This is a genomic window from Novosphingobium sp. AAP83 (assembly GCF_001295795.1).
In the GTDB taxonomy this organism is placed as follows: domain Bacteria; phylum Pseudomonadota; class Alphaproteobacteria; order Sphingomonadales; family Sphingomonadaceae; genus Novosphingobium.
Window position 1 is genome coordinate 1 of the sequence record NZ_LJHY01000029.1, and the last position, 12,582, is coordinate 12,582.

The window sequence follows — 12,582 nt, forward strand, 5'->3', positions numbered from 1 at the left end:
CGCGAAACAAAAGCCGAAATCGCATCATGACACTTGACCCAACAGACAGTCGCTCCGGCAAGCGGGTGGGCCGCGAGACTTAGGTCAAACAGTGGCCTTAGTCGCAGCGGGGTGGGCATGCGTACAAACGCTAACTCTCATCCCCAAACGCCGACAAAAACCCTTCCTCCGCTGCCACCAGCCACACCGGACATTCCAAATCCGCCAGCATCGCCCGCGTCGTCTCACGGTTGGTAACGATGCCCCAAGGCTGCGCCGCACCACCAGCGCCGCGCTCTGCCGCATCCAGCGCCGCGATCAAGGCATTGGGCGCAATCTCGCGCACCGCCAGCCCTTCGCCCGCCATCGCGGTTTCCGCCCAGCCGATCACGCGCACCAGCCGCTCTTTCACCGGCACATCGGCCACCATCGCTGCACGGTGCGCCGCTAAAATCGCCGCCGCTTCCGCATCCGCAGGCACACCATCGCGCTCCAGCACCGGCAAGCTTTGTCCCCAAGCCTCTGGCGGGCACAATCTGTGCGCGGGAACCATCGCTTCGAACGGGCGGCTTTCCAGCGGATAGATCCGGCAAATCCTTGGCCGCGCTTCATAATTGCCGCAGCGCATATCGGGCAGCAGATGCGGGCAAGCCCCCACATGCCGCGCCACCAGCCGCAAATTCACACGGAACGGCACATCACCAATGCTGACGGGAAAACTCGTCGCCATGCGCCATTGCGAGGCCGGATCATCAGGATCACCATCAGCGTTATCGGCTTCTGGCCAAGGCCAACCCTCCGCCAGCAAATCCACCCGGTGCCCCCGCCCCGCCCAGACCCGCGCCTCGGCCACCGACAGCGTCAACCGTAGATCATGGCAACACCGCCCGCACTGCGTACAATCGAAAGTGATTTCCATGGAACGGCGTTAAACGCAGGCAGCAGCGCGGGGACAGCGCAACCAGCCCGATTTCGGACCAATTGCCCCCTCAAACCCTCGGCATCTGCTGGCTGGCGCAATGGAACCCGCCGCCGCCTGCCAGCACGGCATCGCCCATCAGGCCTATCGTCGCGCGATCGGGGAAAAGCTCTGCAATGGCGGCCACGCCATCGGCATCGTGCTGTGATCCGAACACCGGCACGACCACCAGATTGCTGGTGATGACAAAGTTCATATAACTGGCGGGCTGGATCATATCGCCCCATTCGATCCTTCCCGGTGAAGGCACTTCGGCCACCTCGACACCCGCCGCCAGCGCACGCGCCTTGGCATCGGCATAGATCGCGGCGTTGGGATCATCAGGGCCGGTGGCGCGCGGCAGTGCCAGCCGGTTGGGGCCGACAAACCGCGCGAGGTTATCGACATGGCCATCGGTGTGATCGTTGATCAACCCATCGCCCAGCCACAACACGCGGTAATAGCCCAGATCGCGCAGCAGCCGCGCTTCCAGATCGGCGCGCGAGAGGTGCGGGTTGCGATTGGGGTTGAGCAGGCACTGTTCGGTCGTCGCCACCAAGCCGGTACCATCGCCATCCAACGCGCCACCTTCCAGAATCCAGTCCGCTTTTGCGCCCGTTTCAAGCCCCGCAGAGGTAGCCAGATCCGCGCCGATCTCCTGATCGCCGGGCATCAGATACTTCCCGCCCCAGCCATTGAAGCCAAACAACCGCGCCTGCCGGTTGCCCGCCTCATCGAGCACCACGAGCGGCCCGGTATCGCGCAGCCACACATCGCCATAAGTCCGCCGCTCCAGCGTGACCGCTGCGGAAACCAGTGACTTGGCGCGCATTTCGTTGGCAGCATCACGCACCACCAGCCGCACTTGCTGCCCGCTATCGGCCACCGCATTGGCGAAGGCGGCGATCTGCTCTTGCGCCTGATCGATCACGCCCGACCATTCCTCGGCCAAGTGCGGGAAACCCACCCACAGCCAGTCCTGTGGGTGCCATTCGGGCGGCATACGGAAGTGCGCGGTCATCGAACTATGGTCCTTATTTCGCCCCGGCGCGGCTCTTGTCGCGAATGGCGCGGAATTCATCACCCGCGTTCCAGTTCGGCCAGTTAGAGCCATCAGCCAGCGGGCGACCGAGCCGGTAGAAGAGGCCTACGTCCTGCACAATCCCGCGCATGTCCCAGCTATCGGAGTATTCGTCGCTTGGCTGGTGATAACGGTTCACGACATAATCGTCGGCCAAAGCCTTGCCAGCCTCAACCCCGCCTTCAATCAGATCGACGCCGCGCTCCACATAGAACATCGGCACGCCGCGTTTGGCCAAGCTGAAGTGGTCAGAGCGATAGTAATAGCCCTTTTCAGGCGCATCTTCCGGCCCCGTCTTCAGTTGAAGCTCGCCCGCCACTTCGGCCAGAATCGCGGAAAGTTCGGATTTGTCGCCGCCGGTCACCGCCACATCATGCGATGGGCCGCCCGGCGAAAGCGCATCAATGTTCACCCCGCCCACAGTCTTGGCCAGCGGAAACACGGGGTTGCGCGCATAAAATTCCGAACCCAGCAGCCCCGATTCCTCCAGCGTCCAGGCAAGATAGACCTGACTGCGGCGCGCCGGGCCTGCCTTGCGGTTCATATCGGCCAGCGCCGCCAGCGCGGCAATTCCGGTCGCGTTGTCGACCGCGCCGTTGCAGATATCATCGCCCTTGGCATCAGGCTTGCACCGCCCCAAGTGGTCCCAGTGCGCGGAATAGAGCACATATTCATCGGGCGCGGTCGTGCCCGGTTGGATGCCGATCACATTGCGCGATTTTGATCGCGTGATCGCAGTGTTGAACGAAAGTGACGTCTTGAGGCCCAGCGGCACTGGCTTGAAGCCCTTCGTGCCCGCCTCCTTCACCATCGCGCCAAGGTCTTTGCCCGCAGCTTTGAACACCGCTTGCGCTGTGGCCTGCTGGACCCAGCCGTTGAACACGGTCTGGTCCGCACCGTCATTGGGCGTGGCGACAAAATGCTGATCGCCCGACCAGCTCGATTCCACCACATTCCAGCCATAGGCCGCCGGATAGGTATCATGGATGATGATCGCGCCGGTTGCACCCTGCCGTGCAGCTTCTTCGAACTTGTAGATCCAACGGCCATAATAGGTCATCCGCCGTCCCTTGAATGGCCCATCCTCTGTTGCCATCGCATAATCGGGATCATTGATCAGGATAACCGCGGTTTTCCCTTTCATGTCGATCCCGGCATAGTCATTCCAGCCCAGTTCCGGCGCGTTTACGCCATAACCGACAAACACCAGCTCGCTGTCCTTAACCGTGGTTTGCGGCACCACGCGATAGCTGCCTGCGACAAAATCCTTGCCCGATGCAAAGCTCAAAGCCGCGCCTGCCCCGCCGCTGATTACCAGCGGTGAAAAGCCTTGTGCGGTCATCGATACGGTTGGCACATCCTGAAACCACGAAGGCGTGCCGTCTGCCGCCTTGTTCCCCGGCTGCAAACCTGCGGCTTTGAACTGCGCCACGATGGTGTCCAGCGTTGCGGCCTCTTCCGCGCTCGCAGGGCCTCGCCCGGCCAATTCATCGGATGCAAGCGTTTTGATCACCGCGCGCATCATGCCTTCATCCACTGGCGGAACCGGGGCTGCCATGCCGTTGCCTGCCATAGTCGTACTGGCCAACGCAAATGCACAGAACGAAAGCGAAAAAGCCTTGAGAGGATAGCAACGCATACCAAATATTCTCCAGCGCATGGGCGACCATGCCGTTGGCCTGTGTTGTGGCAGACCGCACGTGCCATCGCAATGCGGCTTGAAGCAACGCGCCAATGCGGGCATCGCATGGGGCATGCCTTTCACGACGCCCTTCAAGATGCTTGCAGCATGACCGATTTTGACAATGCCCTTGCCCGCGCCCATGCTCATGCGCCTTTCTTGTCGATGGCATTGGGCCGGTTGCCGCACCTTGAAGCACTGCTTGGCGCAGGCGAAGTGGAGCAGGCGCTGGCCCTCGCCAAGTCCGCAGGTCATGGCATTGACGACACCGCCATTGCCTTGCGCCGGGAACGTCTCGCGCTGGCGCTGGTGCTAGCAATTGGAGACCTGGCGCATGCCTTTCCACTTAACCGCATAATCACCGAATTGTCAGACTTTGCAGACCGTTCGCTTGATAGCGCGATTATCGCCGCCATCCGCCGCCGCACGCCAGACGCCGAACCGGCGGGCTTTTGCGCCATTGCGCTGGGCAAACACGGCGCGCAAGAGCTGAACTACTCTTCGGACATTGATCCGATCCTGCTTTACGATCCCGACACCCTGCCCCGCCGTGATCGCGATGATCCGGCAGAGGCAGCGCAGCGCATTGCCCGTGCGCTGATGGAGATCATGTCGAACGTCACCGCAGAAGGCTATGTCTTCCGGGTCGATCTGCGCCTGCGCCCCGCATCCGAAGTCAGCCCGCTCGCGCTGTCCTTCGATTCGGCGATAACCCATTATGAATCAAGCGCTTTGGCTTGGGAGCGCGCAGCCTATATCCGTGCCCGCGCCGCCTCTGGCGATATCGCGGCTGGGCAATCCTTCCTCGATACGATCCGCCCGTTCGTGTGGCGGCGCAGCCTTGATTTTGGCGCGATTGCCGAGATTGGCCGCCTGACCACACGCATCCGCGACCACTATTCAGCCGGGCAGGCCATCGGCCCCGGCTATGACCTCAAACGCGGGCGCGGCGGCATCCGCGAGGTCGAATTTTTCGCGCAAACCCATCAGCTTATTCACGGGGGCCGCAATCCTACTTTGCGTCTGCGCGGCACACGTGCCTCGCTCGACGCATTGGCAGCAGCGGGCATTATCTCGCACGAAGATGCTCAAATCATGGGCGAAAGCTATGACCGGCTGCGCACGTTGGAGCACCGTTTGCAGATGGTGTCAGATCAGCAGACGCACTCCCTGCCAACCGACCCCGCCGCCCTTGATAGCGTGGCGCGGCTGGAAGGCCTGTCCGATGGCGCCGCATTGGTGCGCGAATTGACGCATATATCCGATGCAGTGGGCCGCCGTTTTGACGCCTTGATAAAGACTTATGCGCCCACCGGTGCGGTTGCGGTGGAGGCGGTAAGCGCGGCGGATGAATTCACCGCGCGGATCGATGCGTGGGAGGGCGGGCAGTACCGCTGCCTACGCTCGGCCGAGGCGCGCGATGCCTTTGCCCGCATCCGTCCGCAATTGCAGCGCGCCCTTGCCGAAGCCCCCGATCCGCCCCGCGCGCTATTGCGCTGGGAACAATTGTTGGCCGGATTGACCAGTGCTATCAATGTGTTCCGCTTGCTCGAAGCGCGTCCCGGCCTGCTCGCGCTGGTCATGCGCATCCTTGCCCATGCCCCGACGCTGGCCGATGAATTGGCCCGCCGGTCTGACTTACTCGATACGCTGATTGATCGCTCAGCCTTCGATCTTCCCGGCAGTGTGGAGGACATCGCCGCCGAACTTTCGCGTGGCGAGGCGGGCGATGATTACCAGCGCCTGCTCGATACCGTGCGTGTACGGGTGGGCGAGATGCGCTTTGCGCTGGGCGTGCAACTGATCGAAGGCGGGCGCGATCCCCTTGAAGTTGCAGGCGCTTTGTCGCGCGTGGCCGAAGCGGCCATCGCGGTTTTGGGGCAGGCCGCGATTGAAGAATTCCGCCAGAGCCATGGCGATGTTCCCGGCAGCCACCTGGCCATTCTCGGCCTTGGCAGACTGGGCGGCGCGGCTCTGACCCATGCCTCGGACCTAGATTTGGTGTTTCTTTTCAGTGGCCTGCATGAGGCTGAATCAGATGGCCGCCGTCCTTTGGGTGCCACCTTGTATTACAACCGCCTAGCCCAACGTGTGATCGCGGCGTTATCGGTGCCAACTGCGGCGGGCGCGCTTTTCGAAGTGGACACGCGGCTGCGGCCATCGGGCGCGCAAGGGCCGATTTCCGTTAGTTTTGACAGCTTTGAGCGCTACCAGCGGGAGGAGGCCTGGACGTGGGAACACATGGCGCTGTGCCGCGCACGGCCGATGTTCGGCACACCCGTTGACCGCGATGCCCTGCGCCAATCCATTCAGGAAGTGCTTGATTTACAATGTGATCCTGAAAAGCTCCGCGCCGAAGTGCTGGATATGCGGGCCACCATGGCCGGGCATAAGCCGCCCAAGGGGCCGCTGGATGTCAAACTGGCGCGCGGCGGGCTGGTCGATATCGAATTCATGGTCCACTTTCTGCAATTGCGCGATCGCATAGCCCGCACACCAGACCTTGGCGAAGCGGTTTTAACGATTGAAAATGCAGCGCTTTTTCCCGCAGGAATCCACGCCGCGCATGACTTGATGACGCGCCTGCTGGTTGTGGTGCGTCTGGTTGCCCCCGATGGCATGTTTCCGCCTGTGGCCAGCCGCGGCATTGTGGCATCTGCTTGCGGGCTGGAGAGTTGGGATTTGTTGCTGGAAGCGGTCTTGGCTGCGCGGCGGCAGGTGGCGCAGGCTTGGCATCAAGTGTTTGATATTGCTTTGGAGATTGAAGGATGAGCGAGCGACTTGGAGTGGGCGATGCGTTTCCGGACATCGCGATGACCGCGCCGGATGGCGGCGTAGTGAAAGTGTCTGATTTTGCGGGCAAAAAGCTGGTGGTGTTCTTCTACCCCAAGGATGACACGCCCGGCTGCACCACCGAAAACAAAGATTTTTCAGCGCTTTATGCAGATTTCTCGGCGGCCGATATTGCGGTGTTGGGCGTGAGCAAGGACCCGCCGAAAAAGCATCTGAAATTCGCCGAAAAACATGGCCTTACCGCGCCTCTGGCAAGCGATGCTGAAGAAGGCGGCGTGTCTGATGCGCTGGGCATCTGGACCGAGAAATCGATGTATGGCCGCACTTATATGGGCATGGAGCGCACAACCTATCTGGTTGATAAAAATGGCAAGATTGCGCAGATCTGGAACAAGGTGAAAGTGAAGGGCCACGCTGACGAGGTTTTGCTCACTGCAAAAGCGCTATAATTTCAAGCAGTTGGATGAAGGTGGCAAAAGTGGGCGATTTGGTGGCGGCATGTGCACAGCTTAGCGCAAGTGCGGGCATGACGGACCGTTCGGTGTCCCTTGCCATCCGTTCCGCCATGCTCACCGCCGATCCCACCGCAAAAGTCATGGCGACGCGCGAGGTTTTTCGCATGTGGCGGGCAGGTTTGTTGGAATTTGCCTTCACCTGCCCCATGCCCGATGTGCCCGCCCGGCCCGATGCGCCGCAACTGTTGCACCCCGGTGCGATGCCCAAGCGCGGCAAAGGATCGGCACATGGCCGGCTCGCGCTGATCCACGCTCTGGCACATATCGAGTTCGTGGCAATCGATCTGGCGCTGGATGCCGCCGGACGGTTTGGCGCAGAGATGGGGCGCCAGTTCGTCGATGATTGGTTGGGCGTTGCGGCAGACGAGGCGATGCATTTTGCCTTGCTTACACGCCGGTTGCGGACATTGGGCTGCTTTTACGGAGCGCTGCCTGCACATGACGGGCTGTGGGATGCTGCGCGCGATACCGCCTATGACGTGGCGGCGCGGCTGGCGATTGTACCGATGGTGCTGGAAGCGCGCGGACTGGACGTGACGCCGGGCGGCATCGAGAAATTCGCCAGGGCGGGTGACGAGCGCACCGCGCGGGTACTCCAACGAATCCTTGACGACGAAATCCGCCATGTGCGGTTCGGCACAATGCACTTCATCGATGTGTGCAAAAAACGTGGCGAATCGCCCCCCGAGGCATGGAAAATGCTGGTTGCGCGCCATTTTCACGGTGCCGTTAAGCCACCGTTCAACGACTCAGCGCGCCATCAAGCCGGTCTATCGCGCGAATTCATGGCAGGGGTTGCCTAGGCGCAACACCTTATCCTACCCCCAATCCACGAGATGGCGGGGGGTTCCGACCAGCTCAAAGATATCCCAAGGCGGCGGGCCATTTTCCCTGTCAGTCGCCACCAAACGGGTTCGCACTGGGGGTCAGCGCGCGCTGGATTGAATGCCACAAGGCATCAACCGGATCGCAGATTAAAAGGTCGTACGGGTCTCAATGTTGTTCAACAGCAAAACCTTCAAGACTGCTCTCGGTGCCTTCGCAGCCGTTGCCTTCCTTTCTTTTGCCGCTCCTGCGCTGGCCAATAGCTCAGCTTCTGCCGATATCGCTGCCCCGCTTCGCGCTGCCGAAGCTGCGAAGGCTGGTGTTTCGGTTGATCGTGGTGACGAAGAATTCCGCCGCCTCTTCGCAAGCTGGCAGCAGCTTGATAACGGCATCCTTCCCGCAGCGAAGGCGACCACAGTGCGCCGCGCTGCTGTTTCGATCCCGTCGCTTGCTCCGGTCGCTGTGTCGTACCTCTCAAGCGGTTATGGCATGCGCAATCACCCCGTTCTGGGCGGACGCCGCGCACACAAGGGCATCGATCTGGCCGCCGCCACCGGCACCCCAATCCGCGCCAGCGCCGATGGTGTTGTCGAAAAGGCCGAATGGTTTGGCGGTTACGGACTGTTCGTACAGCTTGATCATGGCGGCGCAATGGAAACCCGTTATGGCCACATGTCGCGCGTGGCCGTTGCCGAAGGCCAGCAAGTCCGCAAGGGCGATGTGATCGGCTATGTCGGCTCGACCGGCCGCTCGACCGGTCCTCATCTGCATTATGAAGTCCGCGTGGCTGGTGAAGCGGTTAACCCCGTTCCCTACATGCAGACCAATGGCGACAAACTCTATGCCAACGGGACCCCAAGCAAAGGTACCGGCGGCCCCGAATAAGGCTTGACCGCCAATGGTTGCATCTTGGAGAGGATGCTGAAAAGGGCGCCGAAAACGGTGCCCTTTTCTTATAGGGCTTTGAGTGCTGTGCGTGTCCGCCGCCAACGCCTTTGACCGGCTTGGTTGAACCGCCACAGGACGAACCGTAGCGGCGTCACTCTGGCAAATACCGCCTGAAACCTGCCATATCATTGACTTATGCGCCGCCACGCGCCAATGCCGCGCTCGTCTTGTTCTATCGTGGCAGACCAAACACTGGCCCGGACAGGACAGATGCAGAGCAACAACGGGGCCGCGCGAATTGATGCGGTCATCACATGGGTTGACGGGCTGGACCCGCGCCACATGGTAAAACGTCTGCGCCATCAGCCATTGGCACCGCGCAACATTAATGCCATCAACCCGCACCGCTGGGCTTGCAATGACGAGCTGAGCTACTGTCTGCGCTCGATTGCCAATCACGCGCCGTGGATCGGGCAGATATGGATCATCACCGATGCGCAAGTGCCCGATCTTTCGCACCTGCCGGCCGAACTGGTCGAGCGTATTGCGATCGTCGATCACCTTACCCTGTTTGCCGGCCACGAAAGCGTGCTTCCAACATTCAATTCTCTGGCCATCGAAACACTGCTGTGGCGCATTCCGGGGCTGTCTGAACGCTTTGTCTATTTCAACGATGATGTGTTTTTGACAGGGCCGTTGGCCCCCGGCGATCTGTTTTGCGATGATAAGCCGGTTCTGCGCGGCAGTTGGGCAGATAACCGTGCGATCCTGGCTGATCCTGCGAGCCGTGACGACCCGACGCTGCTCAACGCGCTGACACAGATCAATGCGGCGGCGCTTGCCGGTTTTGGGGCAGACCGGCTGTTCCGCGCCGCCCATGTCGTCCATCCACTGCGCCGGTCGGTATTGGCCCGGTTGTATGACCAGCACCGCGCCGCGTTCATGGCCAACATCAGCCATCGCTTCCGCTGCGTTTCACAGTTCCTGCCGCAAAGTTTGCACAACCATGCGTGCATTGCGGCAGACATGGCAGTGCTGCACAGCGCCGCAGATCATCTGCACTTGCGCACCGGCGCAGTGCATGATTACCCGCTACCCCACGTGCGGGCCTATCTTGCCCGCGCAATCCTGCCGCAGTTCAAGTTCTTGTGTGTCAACGATTTGCCCCAAGTCGAAGCCGTCATCCCTGAAACGCGGGACTGGATCGAACGCGCCATCGCCGCCTGAATAGGCTCAATCCCGCGCGAACCAGATGACGTGTTTTGCGCCTTTGCCGTTGCTTCTTGCGCGCACCTCGATTTCTTCAACGTCGAAGCCGACATGCTTCAGGCGGACGGTGAAGTTGGGGTCTTTGGCGGCGGACCAGATGGCGAGGACGCCGCCGGGGCGCAGGGCTGAGCGGGCGGCGCGGAGACCTCTGGTTGAGTAGAGCTGGTTGTTGGCGGCGCGGACAAGGCCGTCGGGGCCGTTATCGACATCAAGCAGAATTGCGTCGTAGCCCGTGCCGCCTACATTGAGGCCGTTGGCGCGGATGACATCGGCGACGTCGGTCATCACCAGACGCACGCGGGTGTCGTCGAGGCAACCGGCGGCGAGGTCTTGCATCGGGCCGCGTGCCCATTCGATGATTTCGGGCACAAGTTCGGCGACAGTGACGTGCGCGTCCTTGGGCAGTTTGGCGAGTGCGGCGCGAAGCGTGAAGCCCATGCCGTAGCCGCCGATCAACACGGCAGGGCGCATGGCGCCTTCGATGCGCGCGAGGCTTTGTTCGGCAAGCGCGATTTCGGAACCGCTGAGGCGGCTGCTCATCAATTCATTGCGATCCAGTACGATCATGAAATCGCGGTCATGGCGGTAGAGGCGGAGCTCTTCGCCGCCGGGCACTTGCGCAGTGCCGATCAATTCGCGCGGGATCACAGGGTACAAGCTCCTTGGTTGGTCGCGCCCGCCTTAGGCGCAAAGCGCGGGCACTACAAATGGCGGTTGCGTTGTTTAAGTGATCGGTTAAACTCGGCGATGAATGGGGCATGCCAAGATGCTGCGTCACCAATGAGAGGATTTTGCCGTGCAACTTCACCCAACCTATCATGCGGCTCGCAATCCATCCCGCGCCGCCGTGATCATGGGGGGCAGCGGCCGGGTGGTGACTTATGCCGCGCTTGATGCGGCATCGAACCGCTTTGCCCACCTGGTGCGCGCGCGCGGGGTGGAGGTTGGCGATACGATCGCGATGTGCCTTGAAAACACCGCAGACCTTTTCACCGTGGCATGGGGCGCGCAGCGCGCGGGGCTGATCTATGTGGCGGTATCGGGGCGGCTGGCCGCACCAGAGATCGCTTATATCCTGCGCGATAGCGGCAGCCGCCTGGTGATCGGATCGGATTATACCGCCGCGCTGCTTGATGAGGTGGGAGCGCTGGTGCCGCATGTTGCGCAATTGCGCTTTGGCGGTGCACTGGAGGCCGAACTGGCGGCTATGCCCGAAACGCCGATAGCCGACGAGCGCGCCGGGACTGACATGCTCTATTCTTCGGGCACGACCGGAACGCCCAAAGGCGTGCGGCTGCCGCTGCCCGAAGATCCGGCGATTGGCGCGGGCAACACGCTGGTCGGGCTGGCGAATCAGGCGTTCGGCATTGGCGGAGATGCGGTCTATCTTTCGCCCGCGCCGCTTTATCACGCCGCGCCGTTGCGCTGGTCGATGACCGTGCACCGGCTGGGCGGAACGGTGGTGGTGATGGAAAAGTTCGATCCCGAACAGGCGCTGGCCCTGATCGAACGGCACAAAGTGACCGATAGCCAGTGGGTGCCAACCCATTTCGTGCGGATGCTGAAGCTGCCCGAAGACGTGCGGGCGCGCTATGACACTTCCAGCCTGAAGTGTGCGATCCACGCCGCCGCGCCTTGTCCGGTGCCGGTCAAGCAGGCGATGATCGACTGGTGGGGGCCAGTCGTGCGCGAGTATTATGCCGGGACCGAAGGCAACGGCTTTACCTATATCTCCAACGATGAATGGCTGAAGCGGCCGGGATCAGTCGGGCGCGCGCTGTTGGGCACAATCCGCATTTGCGATGAGGCGGGTGATGAAGTTCCCGTCGGGATCGAGGGACAGGTGTTCTTTGAGGGCGGCAGTCCCTTCACGTATCACAACGATCCCGACAAGACGCGTGATGCGATGAACAAGCATGGCTGGACCAGCCTTGGCGATGTGGGCCGGGTGGACGAGGACGGGTTCCTGTTCCTGACCGACCGCAAGAGCTTCATGATCATATCGGGCGGGGTGAACATCTATCCGCAAGAGATCGAGAACCTGCTGGTGACGCATCCGCGCGTGGCCGATGTGGCGGTGATCGGCGCGCCCGATGCCGATATGGGCGAGCGTGTGGTGGCGGTGGTGCAGCCGTGCGATATGGCTGACGCCGGGCCGGAACTGGCGGCGGAACTGACCGCTTGGCTGGAGCCGCAACTGGCTCGGTTGAAGCTGCCGCGCCAGATCGACTTTCGCGCAGAGCTGCCGCGCGAGCCGACCGGCAAGCTGTTCAAGCGATTGCTGCGCGACGAATATCGGGCGCGTGATCAGGCCAGCACCGGGGCGCCAGTTGCATAAAAAAAAGGCCGACCCGAAGATCGACCTTTGAAAAGTTTGGGAGAGGATGCCTGAAAGGCGAGTTCTTTTTGGGAGTTTCGGGCGAGTCTCGCAAGTGCGAAGGACAGAATTGCAGTTGCATATCATGCAACTCATTTGAAACCTCTGACCTCCGAGCTCAAAAGGCCCCGCATGCTTGCGGGGCCTTTCGTTTTCGGGTCTTTGCCGGAAGCTTTACAGCTTGCCGGTCAATTCCGGGACGAGTGTGAAGAGATC

Annotated in this window: 10 protein-coding genes; 6 read left to right on the forward strand and 4 right to left on the reverse strand. The window is 61.5% G+C overall.

The genetic code is table 11. The annotated features are described in order from the left end of the window. Window positions 1-130 precede the first annotated feature (130 nt). The 3 genes from IP81_RS15130 to IP81_RS15140 all read right to left on the reverse strand — a co-directional run bounded on the left by IP81_RS15130 (window position 131) and on the right by IP81_RS15140 (window position 3,576). Window positions 131-898, reverse strand: a complete 768-nt coding sequence (locus tag IP81_RS15130; RefSeq protein WP_082356213.1) for a YkgJ family cysteine cluster protein — start codon at window positions 896-898, stop codon at window positions 131-133. Window positions 899-968: 70 nt separating this feature from the next. Next, window positions 969-1,958, reverse strand: a complete 990-nt coding sequence (locus IP81_RS15135; RefSeq protein ID WP_054108856.1) for an agmatine deiminase family protein — start codon at window positions 1,956-1,958, stop codon at window positions 969-971. A 13-nt stretch (window positions 1,959-1,971) separates the two neighbouring features. Next, window positions 1,972-3,576 (reverse strand): M28 family metallopeptidase, encoded by a 1,605-nt coding sequence (locus IP81_RS15140; RefSeq protein ID WP_231626914.1) that lies wholly within the window; start codon window positions 3,574-3,576, stop codon window positions 1,972-1,974. Between the two features lie 231 nt (window positions 3,577-3,807). Between IP81_RS15140 and glnE the strand changes: the two genes are divergently transcribed. The 5 genes from glnE to IP81_RS15165 all read left to right on the forward strand — a co-directional run bounded on the left by glnE (window position 3,808) and on the right by IP81_RS15165 (window position 9,947). Then, window positions 3,808-6,471, forward strand: a complete 2,664-nt coding sequence (gene glnE / locus IP81_RS15145) for a bifunctional [glutamate--ammonia ligase]-adenylyl-L-tyrosine phosphorylase/[glutamate--ammonia-ligase] adenylyltransferase (protein WP_054108857.1) — start codon at window positions 3,808-3,810, stop codon at window positions 6,469-6,471. Then, on the forward strand, window positions 6,468-6,941 hold the full coding sequence (locus IP81_RS15150) for a peroxiredoxin (RefSeq protein ID WP_054108858.1): 474 nt from the start codon (window positions 6,468-6,470) through the stop codon (window positions 6,939-6,941). The genes glnE and IP81_RS15150 overlap by 4 nt, the downstream gene beginning before the upstream one ends. A gap of 77 nt (window positions 6,942-7,018) precedes the next feature. Further along, window positions 7,019-7,810, forward strand: a complete 792-nt coding sequence (locus tag IP81_RS15155) for a ferritin-like domain-containing protein (protein ID WP_054108862.1) — start codon at window positions 7,019-7,021, stop codon at window positions 7,808-7,810. Between the two features lie 193 nt (window positions 7,811-8,003). After that, window positions 8,004-8,717 carry a M23 family metallopeptidase gene (locus IP81_RS15160; protein ID WP_054108859.1) on the forward strand — a complete coding sequence of 238 codons (714 nt, stop codon included), beginning with the start codon at window positions 8,004-8,006 and terminating at the stop codon, window positions 8,715-8,717. A 273-nt stretch (window positions 8,718-8,990) separates the two neighbouring features. Next, the gene (locus IP81_RS15165) at window positions 8,991-9,947 is read left to right on the forward strand and encodes a Stealth CR1 domain-containing protein (protein WP_054108860.1); all 957 of its coding nucleotides are present in this window, start codon (window positions 8,991-8,993) and stop codon (window positions 9,945-9,947) included. Window positions 9,948-9,953: 6 nt separating this feature from the next. Here IP81_RS15165 and IP81_RS15170 read toward each other — a convergent pair whose 3' ends face one another. Then, entirely contained in the window at window positions 9,954-10,637 is a 684-nt protein-coding gene (locus IP81_RS15170; protein ID WP_054108863.1) for a spermidine synthase, read from the reverse strand. 148 nt (window positions 10,638-10,785) lie between these two features. Here IP81_RS15170 and IP81_RS15175 point away from each other — a divergent pair, with 148 nt between their 5' ends. Beyond that, window positions 10,786-12,327, forward strand: a complete 1,542-nt coding sequence (locus IP81_RS15175; protein ID WP_157573278.1) for an acyl-CoA synthetase — start codon at window positions 10,786-10,788, stop codon at window positions 12,325-12,327. Window positions 12,328-12,582: the final 255 nt, after the last annotated feature.

Excerpts from the sequence above, each read along its gene's own strand:
- IP81_RS15130 (WP_082356213.1), bottom strand. The coding sequence starts at position 898 with ATGGAAATCACTTTCGATTGTACGCAGTGCGGGCGGTGTTGCCATGAT.
- IP81_RS15135 (WP_054108856.1), bottom strand. The coding sequence starts at position 1,958 with ATGACCGCGCACTTCCGTATGCCGCCCGAATGGCACCCACAGGACTGG.
- IP81_RS15140 (WP_231626914.1), bottom strand. The coding sequence starts at position 3,576 with ATGGCAGCCCCGGTTCCGCCAGTGGATGAAGGCATGATGCGCGCGGTG.
- glnE (WP_054108857.1), top strand. The coding sequence starts at position 3,808 with ATGACCGATTTTGACAATGCCCTTGCCCGCGCCCATGCTCATGCGCCT.
- IP81_RS15150 (WP_054108858.1), top strand. The coding sequence starts at position 6,468 with ATGAGCGAGCGACTTGGAGTGGGCGATGCGTTTCCGGACATCGCGATG.
- IP81_RS15155 (WP_054108862.1), top strand. The coding sequence starts at position 7,019 with ATGACGGACCGTTCGGTGTCCCTTGCCATCCGTTCCGCCATGCTCACC.
- IP81_RS15160 (WP_054108859.1), top strand. The coding sequence starts at position 8,004 with ATGTTGTTCAACAGCAAAACCTTCAAGACTGCTCTCGGTGCCTTCGCA.
- IP81_RS15165 (WP_054108860.1), top strand. The coding sequence starts at position 8,991 with ATGCAGAGCAACAACGGGGCCGCGCGAATTGATGCGGTCATCACATGG.